Origin of the sequence: Streptomyces sp. Je 1-369, assembly GCF_026810505.1 — a bacterium.
Lineage (GTDB): Bacteria > Actinomycetota > Actinomycetes > Streptomycetales > Streptomycetaceae > Streptomyces.
Genome location: NZ_CP101750.1, coordinates 4,154,121 through 4,171,328, shown reverse-complemented (window position 1 = coordinate 4,171,328; position 17,208 = coordinate 4,154,121). Strand labels below are relative to the sequence as shown.

Sequence of the window (17,208 nt, the reverse complement as noted above, 5' to 3'; positions counted from 1 at the left end):
TCTGCGTTATGACGGGGTCACCAGTTTTGTGTCGTACGCCAGGATTACCGCCTGCACTCTGTCCCTCGTTCCCGTCTTCGCGAGAATGCGGCCGACGTGCGTCTTCACCGTCGATTCCGCCAGGTGCAGGCGCGTGGCGATCTCCGCGTTCGTCCAGCCCTGGCCTATGACCGTCAGGATCTCGCGTTCCCGGTGTGTAAGTGTGGCCAGACGTGGGTCCGCCGCCGGGTCGGTCGGGGATGTGCCTGATGACGGCAAGTGGTCCGCGTACGCCGTCAGGAGTCGGCGGGTCAGGCTCGGGGCGACCACCGCGTCGCCCGAGGCGACCGCGCGGATTCCGGAGAGGAGTTCCTCGGGGAGCGCGTCCTTGATGAGGAAGCCGGACGCCCCGGCGCGGAGTCCCGCGTACGCGTACTCGTCGAGGTCGAACGTCGTCAGGATGAGGACGCGGGTGCGGTCGCCCGACGCGACGATGCGGCGGGTGGCCTCGATGCCGTCGAGGCCCGGCATGCGGATGTCCATCAGGACGACGTCCGGGGTGAGTTCGGCCGTCATGCGGACCGCCTCGCTGCCGTTGCCCGCCTCGCCCGCCACCGTCATGTCGTCCTGACTCTCCAGGAGCATGCGGAAACCGAAGCGCTGCATGGGCTGGTCGTCGACGATGAGCACAGTCGTCACGTTGGCGTCTCACTGTCCTTCGGGAGATGGAGGCGGACCCGCCACCCCCCGGTCGGGCGGGGCAGCGGGCCGGCCTCAAGTGTGCCCTCGTACAGGGCTGTTCGCTCGCGCATTCCCGTCAGGCCCCGGCCCCGGCCCCGTCCCCTGCCCCTGTCCGAGGGCCGGGGGCCACCCGCACCCGTGTCCGTCACCTCCACCGTCACGCCGTCCCCGCCGTACGTGACGTCGACCGCCGCCGTCGCGCCCGGGCCGCCGTGCTTGAGAGTGTTCGTCAGGGCCTCCTGCACGACGCGGTAGACCGTGAGCTGACGGCCCGCGGGAACGGTGGCGGGGCTGGGGCTGCCCTGGACCGTGGTCCGTACGGGGAGGCCCGCCGCCCGTACGCCGTCGATGAGCTGGTCCAGGTCGGTCAGGGCCGGCTGCGGGGCCAGTTCGGCGGGGGCGGCGGCGGGGGCGTCGTCGCGCAGGACGTCCAGGAGGCGGCGGAGTTCGCCGAGAGCCTGGCGGCTGGTGGTGCCGATCGCCTCCAGGGCCTGACCTGCCCGCTCGGGGGATTTCGCCGCCGCGTACGAACCACCGTCCGCGAGACCCGTGATGACGGAGAGGTTGTGGCCGATGATGTCGTGCATCTCGCGGGCTATGCGGGTGCGTTCGGCGGCCGCGGCGAGCTGCGCCTGCTGGTCGCGCTCGACCTCCAGCTGGCGGGCGCGCTCCACGAGGGCGTCGGTGTAGTCCTGGCGGGAGCGCACCGCGATGCCGAGCAGGGCGACCACGGCGTACCCCACACGTTCGGGATGATCTGCTGGTCCCAGCTGTCCTCGGGAAAGCGGACCGCGCCCACGACGAGCGGCACCGTCATCATCAGGCCCGCCCACCCGAGCGTCCGCAGGGGCAGCCGCATCGCGATGCTGAACAGCACGAGCATCTGGATCAGGGCGGCCTGCAGCATGGCGCCGCTCCAGCTGTTGACCAGGCCCGTCGCCACCATCACGGTCAGGACCGCCATCGGGTGGCGGCGCCGCCACAGCACGGGCAGCGAAAGGCCCACGGACATCAGGAAGATCAGCCGGCCAGGAACGTCCGTGTTGGGCGCCACGTTGCGCCAGCCGCCGCTCGCGTCGACGAGGGCCGCGCCCACGAAGAACGAGGTCACCAGGAGGTCCCAGACGAGCGGGCGGCGCCTGTCGAAGGCGCGCACCCGCTGCGTCAGTCGCTGGAGGAACTGCGTGAGGGGGTGAGGCTCGGTCACGGCCTCATCCTCGTACAGGAATGATCTGCTGGGACCTCATAGCTCGTACCTCATAGCTCGTACCTCGTACCTCGTACGTCATACGTCGCGTCGCTTGAGCAGTATCGTCGCCGCCGCCATGATCGCCGCCGCCCACAGGGCGAGTGTGAGGACGGCCGTGCCGGGCGCGATGGTGTTCTCCACGCGGGCCACCGAGCCGAGGGAGCTCGCTGCCTGGGCGGGGAAGTACTTCATGGTGGTGTCCACGGCGCTGAAGGGCAGCATCGACAGGACCTCGGGCAGGATCAGGACGGTCGCGACGAACGCGCCGATGGCACCGGGCACCGAGCGGAACAGAGCGCCGAGGCCGAGCGCGATGAGGCTGAGCAGGGTGAGGGCGACGGCGCTGGTCGTGATGGCGCCGAAGACGCCGGAGTCGGTGAGCGACAGCTTCTTGTCGGTGTCCGCGAGCCAGATCTGGGCGACGAGGAACGTCACGATGTTCGTCGAGAGGGACACGACGAAGGCGACTGCCGTGAAGACGCCCGCCTTGGCCCACAGGACGGGCACGCGGCGCGGGACCGCGGCGAGCGAGGAGCGGATCATGCCCGTCGAGTACTCGCCCGCCGTGACGAGGATGCCGAGGACCGCGAGGCAGATCTGGGAGAGCTGGGTGCCGAAGAGGGTGAAGACGATGGTGTCCACGTCGGCGTCGTCGCCGTCGTACGTGGCGCCCATCGTGATGCCGACCGCGAGGACGAGGGCGCTCGCGGTGATCAGGGTGATCCACGTCGAGCGGAGCGTCCACAGCTTGTGCCATTCGGAGCGGATGATGCCCTTGGTGCTGAGGCGGTAGGTGGGCGCAGTGAGGGTGGTGCTGCTCATGCCGCGGCTCCTTCCGAGTAGTGGGTGGTGGAGTCGGCAGGGGGACGCGTGGACGGTACGTACTCGACCGAGTCCCGCGTCAGGTCCATGAACGCCTGCTCCAACGACGCCGTCCGCGGGGTCAGTTCGAAGAGCGGGATGCCGTGGGCCGCGGCGGTGCGGCCGATCTGCTCGGCCTCGGTGCCGCGTACGTCGAGGACGCCCGGGGCGTCGCCGGAGATCCGTACGCCCGGCCCCGCCAGCAGGTCCGTCAGGCGGTCGGCCTCGGGGGTCACGACCTTGACCGCGCCGGAGCCGGACTCGCGGACGAAGCGCTCCACGGTGGTGTCGGCGAGGAGCTTGCCGCGGCCGATGATGATCAGGTGCTCGGCGGTCAGCGCCATCTCGCTCATGAGGTGGGACGAGACGAGGACCGTACGGCCCTCCGCGGCAAGGGACTTGAGGAGGTTGCGGATCCACAGCACGCCCTCGGGGTCGAGCCCGTTGACCGGCTCGTCGAGGATCACCGTGGCCGGGTCGCCGAGCAGGGCGGCCGCGATGCCGAGGCGCTGCCCCATGCCGAGGGAGAAGCCCTTGACGCGCTTGCGGGCGACCTCGTGGATTCCGGCCAGGTCCAGTACCGCGTCGACGCGGCTCTTCGGAATGGAGTGGGTGTGGGCGAGCGCCATGAGGTGGTGGTACGCGGAGCGGCCCGGGTGGACCGAGCGGGCCTCCAGGAGTGCGCCGACCTCGTGCAGGGGCGCGGGGTGGCCCGCGTAGGCGCGGTCGCCGATGGTGGCGCGGCCGCGGGTCGGGGCGTCGAGACCGATGAGCATCCGCATGGTGGTGGACTTGCCCGCGCCGTTGGGGCCGAGGAAGCCGGTGACGGTGCCGGGGCGCACCTCGAAGCTGAGGTCGTCGACGGCTTTCTTGGCGGACTTGCCGCCGTAGTGCTTGGTCAGTCCGTATGCCCTAATCATGTCTTCGATGGTGGCGTTCGCGGGGGCGCGGATCGTCGGACCGGGGGCGGGGAGTGGGGGCCGGGGGTAGTACTCGGGTACGACGGTGACCCTGAGTCCGAGCTGGTGCTGAGGCGTGTACGCCTGCGCGGTGACGGGTGGTACGTGTACGTCGGGGCGTACGCCTGAGCCTGCGCCTATGCCTACGCCTGCGCCTGCGGCTACGTCACCGGCAGTTCGCTGTCCGGCCAGCGTGACCTGCCCTGTTCCCGTGACCGGAGCAGAGCGAGGGTCGGCAGGCCCCGGCCCGCGCCGGTGGAGAGCAGCTCCGGCAGCTGGGGCAGCGGGGCCACCGCGGCGACGTCGTCCAGGACGAGCGTCATTGGTGGGTCGAGCCGACCGGAGGATGACCGTGCGGCCATGCGCCGGCCGTGCTCGACCACGCTGGAGGCGAGTGCCGTCAGCAGCGGCATGGCACCCGGGCCTTGGCGGGACTTGGGATCCTCGATCGCCTCACCCACCACAAAAAGCGTGCCCCCTTCATCGACGAAGGAATCCAGGGAGAGCGCATCAGTTCGGTTCGGCGTACAGGATTCGCGGACGTGCACCGTGAAGAGGGCGGCGAGGGCCCGCGCGGTCAACTCCTGAGCGATGTCCCGCCGTTCCGGGTGCGCGGTGAGCGTTGCCTCCAGCTCACCCGCGGAGCCGGGCGCGGCCTTGGGATGCGTACGGAGGATGCGTACCGCCTCCTGCACCTGGTTGCCCTGCGACCAGCGGTGCACGATCTTCATCGGCTTGTCCGCGACCGCGGCGGCGTGCAGGAAGCTGCGCATCAGTATCTGGGCCGTGTCGGCCACGGCGGCGTCCAGCTTCGAGGCGGGTCTTATCGGGGCGAGGAGCGCGGCGGCGCGGCTGTCCGCGGTTGCCTTGTCCGCGCAGCCCCTGGTGGGGGACCAGTGGAGGCGGGCCGGGGTGTCGCACAGGTGGGAGGGGTCGTAGAGGAGGACGGGTCCGAGCTTGGCCCGCGCGTCCTTCGTCTCGGCCCACAGGGTGGGATCGGAGGACAGGACGAGCGCGGCCCCCTCGGCATCCTGCACCGCCTGCACGGCGAGGGGGCGACGGGTGGCGGGGTCGCCGAGGATGAGGGGGGTGCGGGGGGTGGGGACGGTGGGAGTCGCAAGGGGGTTCGGGGTTGACGGGGTTGTCGGGGTGGTGGGGGACGTGTTGGGGGTGGGAGCGCCGATGGGGTAGCTCGCCGGGGCGACGTACTCGACCGGTGCAGTCGCGGAGGGGGGTACAGGGGACGACGTGACGGGGGCGATGGGTGTGGCGGGTGTGACAGGCGCGGCAGGAGCGGCTGGTGTGATGGGCGCGCCCGGTGTGCCCGGCGCGCCCGGTGTGCCGGTTCCCGCCGGAGTGGGCCCGGGAGTAGGCCCCGGAGCCGGGGCTGAGGCCGGTGCCTGTCCTGGAGCCGTTGCCGCCGCACCAGGTGCCGTTGCCGCCGCACCAGGAGCCGCTGCCGCCGCACCAGGAGCCGAAGCCACACCAGAATCTGCTGCCACCCCAGAAGCCGAAGCCGCAACAGACCCACCGGCCCCCGCAGGTCCACCGGCCTCCACAGGTCCACCGGCCTCCACAGGTCCACCGGCCTCCACAGACCCCCCGGCCCCCGCAGACCCACGGGCCCCCGCAGACCCACCGGCCCCCACAGGCCCCCCGCCCCCGGCCGAAGAAGCCACGGCCCCCGCGGCTCCCAGCCCCTCCCGCCGCGCCCTCCGCACAGCACGCCACCGCGTGACCGTGCCCAGTACGAAGACGGTCATGACGATCAGCACCATCAGCTGGCCGATGAACAGGCCCCAGAACAGGCCGTACCCCGACAGTTGGTCCGCCGGGGTTTCCGGCCACGCGCCCGCCACGTCCTGCGGGTTGCCGACCAGGTGGCGTACCGCGGGCGGCGTGTGGCCGAAGGAGACCTTCTCCGGCCAGGCACCCCGCGCGAACCGGCCCGCGAGGTTCGTGGCCGACCAGACGAGGACCGTGGCCCCGATCAGGAAGCCCAGGAACCCCACCAGGAGCCCGTCCGGGACGCCCCGTTCCGGTCTACCGCCACCGCCACCGCCACCGCCCCGGTGCGGACCGCCGGGATCCGCCGGACCCCGCCCGTGCGGGGACCGCCCCCGCTCCCACTCATCCCGCATGCTGCTCCATGTACGCCGCCCGCTCCTCCGCCTCCAGCTCCGCCGCCCGCAGCGCGTCGTCGGACGGTGCGGCGGGGGGAAGGTCGGCCGACGACTCGGTCATGGCGCGGTCCGTGAAGACCAGCGGCCGTTCGGTCTCGGTGATCAGGTGCTTCACCACCTGCACGTTGCCGTTCACGTCCCAGACCGCGATGCCGGGCGTGAGCGTGGGGATGATCTCCACCGCCCACCTGGGCAGCCCGAGGACCCGTCCCGTCGCCCGTGCCTCGTCCGCCTTCTGGGCGTAGATGGTCCGGGTGGAGGCCATCTTCAGGATCGCGGCCGCCTCCTTGGCCGCCGCCCCGTCCACGACGTCGCTGAGGTGGTGGACCACCGCCACGAAGGACAGGCCGAGCCGTCGGCCGAACTTCAGGAGGCGCTGGAACAGCTGGGCGACGAAGGGCGAGTTGATGATGTGCCACGCCTCCTCCACCAGGAAGATGCGCTTCTTGCGGTCCGGGCGGATCCAGGTGTGCTCAAGCCACACGCCCACGATCGCCATCAGGATCGGCATGGCGATGGAGTTGCGGTCGATGTGGGAGAGGTCGAAGACGATGAGCGGGGCGTCGAGGTCGATGCCGACCGTCGTCGGCCCGTCGAACATGCCCCGCAGGTCGCCGTCGACCAGGCGGTCCAGGACGAGCGCGACGTCCAGACCCCACGCCCGTACGTCGTCTATGGCGACGTTCATCGCTTCCGCCGACTCCGGCTCCGGGTGGCGCAGCTGCTCCACGATGTCCGTCAGGACGGGCTGGCGCTCCACGATCGTCTCGTTGACGTACGCGTGCGCGACCTTCAGGGCGAAGCCCGAGCGTTCGTCGAGGCCGTGGCCCATCGCGACCTCGATGATGGTCCGCAGCAGCGCGAGCTGGCCCGTCGTCGTGATCGCGGGGTCGAGGGGGTTGAGGCGGATCCCCAGGTCCATGGCGGCGGTCGGGTCGAGCCGGATGGGGGTTATCCCCAGCTCCTGGGCGATGAGGTTCCATTCGCCCACCCCGTCCTCGCCCTGCGCGTCGAGGACGACGACCTGGCGGTCCTTGAAGCGCAACTGCCGCAGGACGTACGTCTTCTCGAGCGCCGACTTGCCGTTGCCGGACTCGCCGAGCACCAGCCAGTGCGGTGCGGGCAGCTGCTGCCCGTACAGCTGGAAGGGGTCGTAGATGTACCCCTTGCCGGAGTACACCTCACGCCCGATGATCACGCCCGAGTCGCCGAGGCCGGGCGCGGCCGTCGGGAGGTAGACCGCCTGGGCCTGCCCCGTGGACGTACGCACCGGAAGCCTGGTCGTCTCGACCTTCCCGAACAGGAAGGCGGTGAAGGCGTCCGTGAGGACGGTCAGCGGATCCCGCATCGCAACAGCCTGCCTCTACGTCGATACCGTCTAGCGCTCGCGCGCTCTAGCGTCGGATGCCGGTCGCGAACGGCAGCGTGTTGACGAAGGCCCTGTGGTGCTCGCGGTCGCACCACTCCAGCTTCAGATACGACTTGCCGGCGGAGGCGCGGATGGTGCGCTTGTCGCGCGCGAGCGCCTCCGGGGAACGGGAAGAGACCGTGATGTACCCGACGAGGTTCACGCCCGCCGCGCCGCTCGCCAGGTCCTCGCCGCGCTGGTCCAGGCGGGAGTGGGATGCGATGTCGCGGGGGTCGACCGTACGGTTCATCTTGGCCTGGCGGCTCGCCTCCGCCTCGTCGTTCGTCTTCTCGGTGAGCATCCGCTCGATGGCGACCTCGGTGGGTTCGAGGTCCATCGTCACGGCCACCGTCCTGATGACGTCCGGGGTGTGGACGAGCAGCGGCGCGAGGAAGTTGACGCCGACGGGAGTCATCGGCCACTCCTTCACCCAGGCCGTCGCGTGGCACCACGGGGCGCGGGTGGAGGACTCGCGGGTCTTCGCCTGGAGGTAGGTGGGCTCCATGGCGTCGAGCTCGGCGGGCCAGGCGTTGCGCTTCGTCATCGCCTGGATGTGGTCGATGGGGTGGTCCGGGTCGTACATGGAGTGCACCAGCGACGAGAGCCGCCCCTGGCCGAGCGGCTGCCGCACCCGGATGTCGGCCTCCTGGAGCCGCGAGCAGATGTCGGTGAGCTCGCGTGCCATGACGACGGCGAGCCCGGCGTCCTTGTCGAGCTTCCTGCCACCGGCCGGGCGGGCCGCGCGGGCCATCGCCTGGGCCTCGGCGGCCAGGTCGCGGGAGTAGTGCATGCAGGCGACGAGGTAGGCGCGATGCTGCTCGCTGCTGGTCGACACCATGGACTGCAGCTGGTCGTACGACTCCTGGATCCAGGGCAGCGCACGGTTGTCGCCGCGCACGCTGACGTCCTTGGCGTGCGCGTCCGGGTCGGCGGGGAGCGTACGGGCGAGCATCTGGAGGCGGGTGACGAACCCGTCGCCGTTGGCGACGTGCTTGAGGAGCGTCCCGAACCGGTCGACGAGGGCCTCCTGGTCCTCGCTGTCGCGCAGCCCGACGCCGGGCCCCTCGATCTCGATGGCGGCGGTGACGGTACGCCGGTCGGCATGCAGCAGCACGGCGATCTCGTCAGGACCGAAGGGCGCGGCCAGCCAGCTGATGCGGCCGATGCCGGGCGGCGGCCCGATCTCGACCTCCCTGCCGTCCAGCCGGATGCCCGCTTCGGGCGAGGCGGACCGGTAGGCGGTGCCGCGCTTGAGGGAACGCTTGAAACTCCGATTGATCTCGAACCACTTGTAGAACGTCCGGCCCTTGTACGGGACGTACACCGCCGCGATGGCGAGCATCGGCAGGCCGGTGAGCAGCACGATGCGCAGGGAGAGGACGGGGACGAGGAGCCCGCACATCATGCCGAGGAAGGCGCCCACGATGATCAGGGCGATCTCGCCGGTCTCGCGGTTCTTGCCGACGATCGCGTTCGGCCGGGCGCGGCCGATCAGATATGTGCGGCGGGGCGCGACCGGCTGGGACAGGTGGGACTGGGTCGTCAACGCCCTTCACCTCCCGTGCGTTTGGTACTGCCGTTGCGTGAACCGCCGCGGTGGCCCGCGTGCGGGGTGTCCGTCGCGCTGCTGCGCGGCGGGGGTGCGGCGGAGGGGACGGATCCGCTGCCGTTGGAGGAGCCGCCGCCGGTGGATCCGCGGCTGCTGTGGGCGGCGACGCCGCCGCTGGCGGGGTTGGCGGGGCGGGCCTGACTGTTCCCGCCGCCTTGGTTGCCACCGCCACTGTTTCCGTTTCCGCGGGCACTGTGGGTCTTGATGCCCTGCGAGACGAGGGAGGCGGGGGAGCTGATCACGGCGGCGGCCTTGTTCTCGGCGCCGCGCATGATCCGGTTGTTCCGGGAGCTGGCGATCTCGTCCCCGAAGCCGGGGACGAACCGGTAGATCATGGCGCTCGCGAAGATGGCGAGCAGGATGATCGAGAGCCCGGAGACGACCGCGGAGAACGAGTCGGGCCCGTCGTCGGCGGAGAGCGCGCCGGCGAGACCGAGCACGATGACGATGATCGGCTTCACGAGAATGACGGCGATCATGATGCCCGCCCAGCGGCGGACGTGCGTCCACAGGTTCTTGTCGACGAGACCCGCGTACACGACGGTGCCGAGGAGCGCTCCTACGTAGAGGAGTGCGGCCCTGATCACGAGTTCCAGCCAGAGCACGCCGGCGGCGAGGATCGACACGAGCGAGACAACGATCAGCATGATCGGTCCCCCTCCGATGTCCTCGCCCTTCTTCAGCGCGCCGGAGAACGTCCCGAAGAACGTGTCCGTCTGACCGCCCGTCGCTTTCGCGATCACGTCCGTGACGCCGTCGGTCGCGGAGACGACGGTGTAGAGGATCAGGGGGGTGAAGGCGGAGGCGAGGACGGTGAGCCAGAGGAAACCGATGGCTTCGGACAGGGCGGTGGTGAGCGGCACGCCGCGCACGGCCCGCTTCGCTACGGCCAGCAGCCACAGCAGGAGCGTCAGGACGGTCGACGCGGCGAACACGACGGCGTACTGCTTCAGGAACTCGGGGTTCGTGAAGTCGACGTTCGCCGTCTCCTTCACGGCGTCCGAGAGCTTGTCGACGGTCCAGGAGGCGGCGTCGGCACAGCCTTTGGCGAGGGAGCTGAGGGGGTCCAGGGAGTCGCCGAGGGGAGGTGTGGTGGGGTAATCGCCCCCGCCTCCGCCGCCTTCGCCTTCCTGGCCTTTTTCGCAGTACTTTTTGGCGGGGCCACGAATGAGATCGCAGGCATCGTCGGACGGCTGCGGGTCCGGCGCCGCGACGGCGCGGGTGGCCAGCAGCACGGCCGCGGTCTGCACGGTGGTGACGGCAGCGGCGAGTGTGATCGTGCGGCGACGGGTGCTACCGGGCATAGGTGAACCCTCCGAACTGCTCCACTGCCTTCGCCATGTCGTCAGCGGTGGACGCCCGCTGGTCGCGCCCGACCGGTACGGGGCCGTCCTTCTGCTGGAAGTCGGAGACCTTCCAGTCGCCGCCGACCCACCGCAGCTGGTAGCTGTTGGTGAACCAGCTTTCGGACACCGGGTTCTTGGTGTTCTCACCCGCGAGACCGAAGAGGGACGAGTACCAGATCTCGACAGTCGCGCTGTCGCCGCTGAACTTCGTGGTCCTGGTGCCCACAGGGATGATGCGTGAGACGAACGTGGTGCCCTTGGGCGCTGCGCCGTTCTTGTCCAGACCGATGCTGCCCAGGAACTTCTCGGCCGAGTACACCTTGTCCAGATCGGTCTGCCGTTTCGTCGCCTCTTCCGGCGTGTAGACGGTGTTCACGATGCCGTGCCGCAGGTCCTTGGAGAACATGTCTGCCGAGCCGAGCGCGACTGCGTAGTTCGCCGCCGCGCTCTGCGCCCCCTGCTCATCATGCGCGTAACCGGAAGGAATCCCCCCGTTCTTGCCCCCGACCGGCTTCTCTCCCGTAGGGGCCGTCGCCGCGGCGTCCGGCTTCTTTCCGTCGTCGTCGCCGGAGGACGACTCATCGCCCCCCCGGTTGGCGAAGGCGATCGCCGCGATGAGCAGCACTACGACGCCCACGACAGTGACCAGGCTGCGGGAGGACGTGCGGCCGCCGCGGGCGGATCTGCGGGTGCCGCCGTAGACGTCGTCGCCCCCGCCCTCCCCCTCGGGAAGCCGCGTCCGGGTCTCTCCCGAGCCGCCGAAGAGGCCGTCGTTCCGGTCGTCGTCGGGACTCATGCCGCGTACGCCCCCTCAACCTCTCGCTGGACCGTCTCGTAGGACACGTATGACGGTAGCCCTGCTGGTTCCCGCGCGGGCGCGGTGTGGTGACTCGACATCAGGGAGTTGCAACCTCAGCCGGTGGGCACGACGGACGGGTGGGGGAGAGGGAGGACAGGGTGAGGGGACGTGGGGGACAGGGTGGGGGACGTGGGGAGAGAGGACGGCGGGGGCTGCGGGGGACCGCTAGACCGCCATGCCGTAGACGATCGTGAAGAGCGTGCCCAGCGATCCGATGATGAAGACCCCGGTGAGGCCCGCGATGATCAGACCCTTGCCCTGCTCCGCACTGAACGTGTCACGCAGCGCCGTCGCTCCGATGCGCTGCTTCGCCGCGCCCCAGATCGCGATGCCGAGACAGAGGAGGATGGCGATCGCCATCACGACCTCGATCATCACGCGTGCCTCGTTGCCCAGGCTCCCGAAGGGACCCCAGTCGGGGGCGATCCCGCCGATGATGGTGGTGATGTCGCCCTTTTCGGCTGCCATAAGCATGTGTAACTCACCGCCCCTAGTGGGTTGTTCTGTCACCTCTGCCCACTCGGTGCAGAGGACAGCTCATTGTCGCCGACAATCGGGCCCGCGCATGTCGCCTTGGCGCCATTCGTTGGCTGACTTCGTACGTTTCCTCGTACGCGAGGTCAGGTGACTCTGTGTATCACGCGGTACGACGCCGGGCAATGACGGCCCGGCGTGCCCCTGACCAGGTGTTAAGTAAGTCCGAGCCCGGCGGTGCCGCGGGTCACGAAGGAGCAGTCGGTGTAGCGGTACGCAGGGCTGAGCTTCGTGCCGTCGGCTCGATTGCGTACGCCCAGCCGGTTGTAGAGGTAGCGGTACGTCCCTGCGGGCAGCCGCAGCGTGGTCCTCGGGTACTTCGTGACGCCTGCCCGGCAGGCGGCGTCGCCACGGGTCCTGGTGGCGTGAATACGGCATGACGCACAGTCCTCCAGCTTGACGGTTCCGGTCCTGGGGCCGGTGTGGAGAATTTCCAACGGTCTCGGGCCGAGGTTGGCGACGACCAGCTCGACCGCGCCGCCGCGGCGTGGGCGTCGGGCCCGCTTGGGGGTGCGGGTGGGGGAGTCGGTGGAAGTGGAACCGGTGGGTGGAGCCCTCTGGGACGGTGGTCCTCCGGGCTGCGGCCTTCCCGACGGTTGCGGTCCGGTGCGCTCATCGGCGGCTCCCCCCCCGGCCGTGACGCTGCGCCGTGGGCGGCCGCCGTAGCACACAGAGGCCGCATGACGCCCAATTCACTCACCATCGAGGCTCGTTGGGGCCGCGTCAATCGACTGGGGATGTGGGACGGAGTGCACCGGCGCGAACGGGTGCGGGCAGGCGTGAGCCCCTGTGGCCAGGTCGTTTCACCTGGCCACAGGGGTCACGTACGTACGTCGGGGCGTACGTCGGGCCCTCCGGGTGTCCGGGCCGTGTCTCAGCCCGCGGGGGAGTCGCTGACCGTGCCGACCGGGCTGATCGACAGCTTCGGGCCGCCGGAGGGGGCATCGGGGTTGTCCGCGGGGAGGGAGCCCGCGGGCCAGGCGATGGTGACGGTCTTCGTCTCCTTCGGCGGCGTCACCAGGATCTTGGAGACGCGCACGCCGGAGCCGCCGCTGTTGTTGATGGGGAACGTGATGTTGAAGGCGGCGGACTCACCGTCCTTGATGACGCCGGGGACGGGCTTCTCGCCGTTGCGGTTCACGGACAGGGTGTCGCCGGTGGCGGTCTTGAGGTCGACGCCCGCGTAGCCGTTGATGGTGCAGGCGCGGCCGCCGCCGTTCTTGAACTGGACGGTGACGACGCCTTCCGTCTTGTCGGTGCTGTTGTCGACGGCGGAGACTTCCAGCTCGTCGCTGCGGCAGATACCGGCCTTGCCGCTGGTGTCGGAGCCGGAGCCGGAGCCGGAGCCGGAGCCCGTGCCCGTGCCCGTGCCCGTGTCCGTGTCGGCGCCGGTGCCCTGGCCGCTGTCGCTGCCGCCGCTCTTGCCCGCGCCGCCGCCACCATCGCCGCCGCCCGTCGTGGCGCTGGACGCGGAGTCCGCGGACCCCGCACCCGTGCCGCCGGTGTCGTCTCCGTTGCAAGCGGTCAGGCCGAGCGTGCTGATCAGGGCGAGACCGGCGAGGAGGGTCTTGGTGGCATGCGTGTGCTTCATGTGGGGTCCCCGTGAGGTGGCGTGAGAATGCGTGGGATGGCGTGACGTGGTGTGGGTCGGGCTCTACCGGGCCGGGGTGTTCGGCCTGCTCCACAGCGAAGCGGGTGCCTCCGGGGCGAGGCAAGGAGTGCCGGACGATCAGGAACGCTGGAATGCTTTCAGGGGCTCTGACCTGCGCGTATGGCCATTACCTGGAATGCCGTGGTGGGACGCGACGGTTCCGGAGGTCAGCGTTCGTCCGCCGGTACGGCGTACCAGCGCCACTTCGTTCGGCGGGGTCGGCCGGGCAGGGTGCCGCGGCCGGTGGCCCACAGGAGGACGTCCCACGGGGCGTCCGATCCGGCGTACGACCCGGCGTCCGTCACCACGTCCGGGAAGAGGCGGTCGAGGACGCGGGCGCAGAGGTCGGCGGGCGGCGCCCAGAGGTGACCGATGCCGAGGCCGCCCGCGATGTCGTACGTGTGGACCAGCGTCTCCACGATCCCCATCGCGGCGAATCCCTCGGGGTCGGAGAGGCCCCAGCTGTGGTGGGCGCGGACCGTCGAGGGCGTGGTCGCGACCATGCCGGTCAGCAGGGCACCGCACGACTCCAGTACCTGCAACAGCCCCGCGACGCCGGACTCGCGGTCGGCGAAGGTGACGTTGGAGGGGCCGCCCTGCCGTCGGCGGTACCAGAGGAAGGGGACCTCGGTGTCCAGCGGCGGCTGCTCGGGGCCCAGTTGCGCGGCGTACGCGAAGAGGTCGTCCGCCAGATGTTCGACGGTCTCCCAGCAGTCCCACTCCAGCCCACCGGCCTTGCCGCTCCAGTCGGCGTCGCCGGGGGCCTCACGCAGGACGGCCACGGCAAGACGTACGGCGGCGGTGACGTCTGACGCGGTGACGTCTGTGGCGGTGACGGGGGCGGGCTTGGGGGCGGCGGAGTCTCCGGTCTCTGGCATGGCGGGACGGTAGCAGCGGGGGTATGGGGGGTGACCAGTGCTTTTTGAATGGGTGGGTGGGGCCGGGCGTCCCCGCGCCCGCGCCCCCTCAGTTCTGTTCCGCCCGCTCCGACTGCCGCGGGCCCGCCGTCGCGGAGGCGCAGGCGCCCGTCACCCAGAGCAGTACGGCGGTGATCATCGACGGGGTGTGGGTCGACGGGTGGAGGGACCAGGCCCAGGGTTCCGGGGTGTTGTCGCTGCCCACTCCCAGGAGCAGCGTGGGGCCGAACATGGCCAGGGGGAGGAGCCAGGCCAGGCCGCTGCCGAAGAGGCGGGCGCTGAGCATGGCCAGGCCCAGGTGGCCGATGACGTTGCGGGCGGCGGAGACGAACACCTCGCCCGTGGCGCCGGCCAGGAGGGGGAGGGCGGTCAGGCCCAGAGCCAGGGCGAGGAGGGTGATCAGGTACAGGGCTCGGAGGCGGGCCATCGGCTGGGCCGACGTCTGTTCCAGGTCGGCCATGGGGGAGAAGAGCGTCGTGGCCAGGATCACCGCGTGGGCGAGCGGGACGATCTCGGCCACGGGGACGCTGAAGTCGACCAGGTAGCGGAACTCCGGTACCGCTACGCGCTGCCCCGCGAACGCGGTCGCCGCCAGGGCCACGAGCAGGGCGACGCCTGCCGCGCGGGGCAGGCCCCGGCAGCGTACGAAGGAGAGGGCCGGGGTCAGGCGGGCGCGGGGGTCTTGGAAGGGCATCGCGGCGCTGTCGATTCGCTCGGGGGCAGCTGGGGGCCAGTCAGTGGGCTACGGGGCAACCACGGGGAGCTGCGGTAGCCGCTAAGGGAGTTCGGGGACCGGCTCGCACGCGCGGATGTTGCCCGCCGCCGTCTCGATCCACCGGTCCTGCCGCGCGCGCGGAGCGCCGGTGATGTGCTCCAGGGCGCGGCCGAACTCCTCGCCGTAGTACTCGCCGGGGGTCCCGGTGCGGGCGCGTACGGCCGCCTCGAACAGGAACGTGTCGGGGTAGCCGCCTGCCGACTTGAGGAGGTGCGGGCCGCACTTCGGTGACGTGGGCTGGGGGAGGGCCGCCGAGAACATCGCGTCGGTCAGGTCGTCCTTGGTGGCCGCCGGTGACATGAGGGGGAGTTCGGCGGTGGCGCCGCCGGACGGGCGGTCGAGGCCGTCGGCGTAGAAGGCGCGGTTGAGTCCGGAGAGGGAGCCGAGCCCGGAGTCGACGGTCCGTACGGCGGCGCGGGCCTGGGGCAGCAGGTGGCGGTCGTCCGGCCACAGGCACGCCTTCGTGCGGCCGCTGGCGGTGCAGAGCGGCTGAGCGGGCTGTTCCTTGCGTACGGCCCAGTACGAGTCGGGCACCGGCGTACGGAACGCCACGAGGGTGCCGCCCGCGACGAGCGCGGCGAGCGTGAGCGCGGCGAGCGCGACCGGGCGGGGCGCGAGGGCGGCGCGGCGCCAGAGCGCGGGCAGCGCGGTGAGGACGAGGCCGAACGCCAGGCACCAGGCGACGGCGACCAGCATGCGGGTCGTGTTGGGCTCGAACTCCGAGCTCCAGAACTCGTCTATCGCAGGGAACAGTTTGTCGAGCGGGGTGTCGGGGACGAACGCGACGACGACGAAGAGGCCGTACCAGAAGACGCCCGCGAACGGCGCGACCACGCGTGAGGGCAGAGCGGAGCCGATGGCGACGCCGACGGCGATCTGCAGGCCCATCATGCCCGCGCCGAGCAGCAGCGGCGCCCACGCGGGCTCGCTGACCTCGCTGACTCCCGCGGTGCGCGAGAAGGCGACGGCGATCAGTACGGCGTACGCGAGGAGCGCCCAGAGCCAGGCCGCGAGCCAGAGCAGCATCGACTGGGCCCAGCCGCCGCGGGCGGCCGTGTCGGCCCAGAGCCGGGTGCGGTGGCGGAAGGCACGGCCCGCGCTCCAGGCGGCCGCGGCGCTCATCACGGAGCCCATCACGATGACGGAGAAGAGCTGGACCTGGAGGCTGGTCTGGTTCCACCAGCCGATCCAGTCGCTGTCGGCGGGGCTCTCCGCGGTGAAGTAGTAGACGCCGACGGCGCCCATGAGCGCGGCGGCCCACTTGGCCTCGCCGCGGCGCATCTCGGTGAGCAGTACGCGCATCAGCCGGCCACCGCTTCCGTACCGGCGAGGTGCAGGTATCCGGCTTCCACGGCGCCCCCGTCGATGTCCGTCCCGGTGACGTCCGCGTCACCGGCCTCGCCCCCGGAGGGCAGGGCGCACAGCTCGGCGACCGTGCCCGTGAAGTGGACCGTGCCCTCCAGGAGGACGGCGACGCGGTCGCACACGTGGGCCACGTCCTCGGCGAGGTGGGTGCTCATCACCACCGCGCAGCGGTCGCCCAACTCCTGGATGAGCTTGCGGAATCCGACGCGCTGGGCCGGGTCGAGGCCCACGGTCGGCTCGTCGAGGAGGACGAGGGAGGGCTCGTTGACCATGGCCTGGGCGATGCCGACGCGGCGCAGCATGCCGCCGGACAGGGCGCCCATCCTGGTGCCCGCGTGCTTCTCCATCTGGACCAGGCGCAGTGCCTCGCGGGCGCGTTCGCGGCGCTGGGCGGCGGGCACCTTGCGCAGCCACGCGGCGTACTCGGTGAACTCCTGGACGGTGAAGCGTGGGTAGTACCCGAAGGACTGCGGCAGCACCCCGATCTGCTTGCGCAGCCGTTGCACGCGGGCCCGCCCCGGGGTCTCTCCCAGGAGGGTGACGGTGCCGGACTTGGGCCTGCGGGCCGTGCTCAGCAGGGACAACAGGGTACTTTTACCCGCCCCGTTGGGGCCCAGGAGGCCGGTGACGCCGGCGGGAAAGATGAGGGAGACGTCGTCGAGGGCGGTCGTCGAGCCGTACTGCACGGTGACGTTCGCGACCGCCGCGACGGTGCTGCGCGGAGTGCTCACGTGATTCCTGAGTCCTGAATCCCTCGGGGCGGACAGAAGCT

14 protein-coding genes and 2 pseudogenes are annotated in these 17,208 nt (G+C 70.9%); all 16 read right to left on the bottom strand.

Annotated features, from left to right (window positions below; genetic code table 11):
• Positions 1–6: 6 nt before the first annotated feature.
• Positions 7–678: a response regulator gene (locus NOO62_RS18955; protein ID WP_268772081.1), complete on the bottom strand. Its 672-nt coding sequence runs from the start codon at positions 676–678 to the stop codon at positions 7–9.
• Positions 675–1,945: pseudogene (locus NOO62_RS18950) on the bottom strand (sensor histidine kinase). The gene NOO62_RS18955 and the pseudogene NOO62_RS18950 overlap by 4 nt, the downstream one beginning before the upstream one ends.
• 60 nt (positions 1,946–2,005) lie before the next feature.
• Positions 2,006–2,791, bottom strand: a complete 786-nt coding sequence (locus tag NOO62_RS18945; protein ID WP_268772080.1) for an ABC transporter permease — start codon at positions 2,789–2,791, stop codon at positions 2,006–2,008.
• Positions 2,788–3,750, bottom strand: a complete 963-nt coding sequence (locus tag NOO62_RS18940; protein WP_268772079.1) for an ATP-binding cassette domain-containing protein — start codon at positions 3,748–3,750, stop codon at positions 2,788–2,790. Before NOO62_RS18940 ends, NOO62_RS18945 begins: the two co-directional genes overlap by 4 nt.
• 200 nt (positions 3,751–3,950) lie before the next feature.
• A pseudogene (locus tag NOO62_RS18935) lies at positions 3,951–5,243 on the bottom strand (type IV secretory system conjugative DNA transfer family protein); the annotation flags it as partial.
• Between the two features lie 676 nt (positions 5,244–5,919).
• A complete protein-coding gene (locus NOO62_RS18930) occupies positions 5,920–7,320 on the bottom strand; it encodes an ATP-binding protein (protein WP_268772077.1) in 1,401 nt (466 codons plus the stop codon).
• Between the two features lie 46 nt (positions 7,321–7,366).
• Complete coding sequence (locus NOO62_RS18925) at positions 7,367–8,926, bottom strand: SCO6880 family protein (protein WP_268772076.1); 1,560 nt, start codon at positions 8,924–8,926, stop codon at positions 7,367–7,369.
• On the bottom strand, positions 8,923–10,293 hold the full coding sequence (locus NOO62_RS18920; RefSeq protein WP_268772075.1) for a hypothetical protein: 1,371 nt from the start codon (positions 10,291–10,293) through the stop codon (positions 8,923–8,925). The genes NOO62_RS18925 and NOO62_RS18920 overlap by 4 nt, the downstream gene beginning before the upstream one ends.
• Positions 10,283–11,131 (bottom strand): hypothetical protein, encoded by an 849-nt coding sequence (locus NOO62_RS18915; protein WP_268772074.1) that lies wholly within the window; start codon positions 11,129–11,131, stop codon positions 10,283–10,285. Before NOO62_RS18915 ends, NOO62_RS18920 begins: the two co-directional genes overlap by 11 nt.
• Positions 11,132–11,359: 228 nt before the next feature.
• Positions 11,360–11,668, bottom strand: coding sequence for a hypothetical protein (locus tag NOO62_RS18910; protein WP_055570172.1), 309 nt, complete (start codon positions 11,666–11,668; stop codon positions 11,360–11,362).
• A gap of 215 nt (positions 11,669–11,883) precedes the next feature.
• Positions 11,884–12,165, bottom strand: a complete 282-nt coding sequence (locus NOO62_RS18905) for a hypothetical protein (protein WP_268772073.1) — start codon at positions 12,163–12,165, stop codon at positions 11,884–11,886.
• 437 nt (positions 12,166–12,602) lie between these two features.
• Positions 12,603–13,319, bottom strand: a complete 717-nt coding sequence (locus NOO62_RS18900) for a DUF4232 domain-containing protein (RefSeq protein WP_268772072.1) — start codon at positions 13,317–13,319, stop codon at positions 12,603–12,605.
• Positions 13,320–13,546: 227 nt separating this feature from the next.
• The gene (locus NOO62_RS18895; protein WP_268772071.1) at positions 13,547–14,257 is read right to left on the bottom strand and encodes a hypothetical protein; all 711 of its coding nucleotides are present in this window, start codon (positions 14,255–14,257) and stop codon (positions 13,547–13,549) included.
• Positions 14,258–14,345: 88 nt separating this feature from the next.
• Positions 14,346–14,990, bottom strand: coding sequence for a hypothetical protein (locus tag NOO62_RS18890; RefSeq protein ID WP_268772070.1), 645 nt, complete (start codon positions 14,988–14,990; stop codon positions 14,346–14,348).
• An 81-nt stretch (positions 14,991–15,071) separates the two neighbouring features.
• Positions 15,072–16,373, bottom strand: coding sequence for a hypothetical protein (locus NOO62_RS18885; RefSeq protein WP_268772069.1), 1,302 nt, complete (start codon positions 16,371–16,373; stop codon positions 15,072–15,074).
• Complete coding sequence (locus NOO62_RS18880) at positions 16,373–17,167, bottom strand: ATP-binding cassette domain-containing protein (protein WP_268772068.1); 795 nt, start codon at positions 17,165–17,167, stop codon at positions 16,373–16,375. The genes NOO62_RS18885 and NOO62_RS18880 overlap by 1 nt, the downstream gene beginning before the upstream one ends.
• Positions 17,168–17,208 lie beyond the last annotated feature (41 nt).

Bases quoted from the DNA above. Each gene is read 5' to 3' on its own strand.
- NOO62_RS18945 (WP_268772080.1), bottom strand. From the start codon at position 2,791: ATGAGCAGCACCACCCTCACTGCGCCCACCTACCGCCTCAGCACCAAG.
- NOO62_RS18940 (WP_268772079.1), bottom strand. From the start codon at position 3,750: ATGATTAGGGCATACGGACTGACCAAGCACTACGGCGGCAAGTCCGCC.
- NOO62_RS18930 (WP_268772077.1), bottom strand. From the start codon at position 7,320: ATGCGGGATCCGCTGACCGTCCTCACGGACGCCTTCACCGCCTTCCTG.
- NOO62_RS18920 (WP_268772075.1), bottom strand. From the start codon at position 10,293: ATGCCCGGTAGCACCCGTCGCCGCACGATCACACTCGCCGCTGCCGTC.
- NOO62_RS18915 (WP_268772074.1), bottom strand. From the start codon at position 11,131: ATGAGTCCCGACGACGACCGGAACGACGGCCTCTTCGGCGGCTCGGGA.
- NOO62_RS18910 (WP_055570172.1), bottom strand. From the start codon at position 11,668: ATGCTTATGGCAGCCGAAAAGGGCGACATCACCACCATCATCGGCGGG.
- NOO62_RS18900 (WP_268772072.1), bottom strand. From the start codon at position 13,319: ATGAAGCACACGCATGCCACCAAGACCCTCCTCGCCGGTCTCGCCCTG.
- NOO62_RS18895 (WP_268772071.1), bottom strand. From the start codon at position 14,257: ATGCCAGAGACCGGAGACTCCGCCGCCCCCAAGCCCGCCCCCGTCACC.
- NOO62_RS18890 (WP_268772070.1), bottom strand. From the start codon at position 14,990: ATGCCCTTCCAAGACCCCCGCGCCCGCCTGACCCCGGCCCTCTCCTTC.
- NOO62_RS18885 (WP_268772069.1), bottom strand. From the start codon at position 16,373: ATGCGCGTACTGCTCACCGAGATGCGCCGCGGCGAGGCCAAGTGGGCC.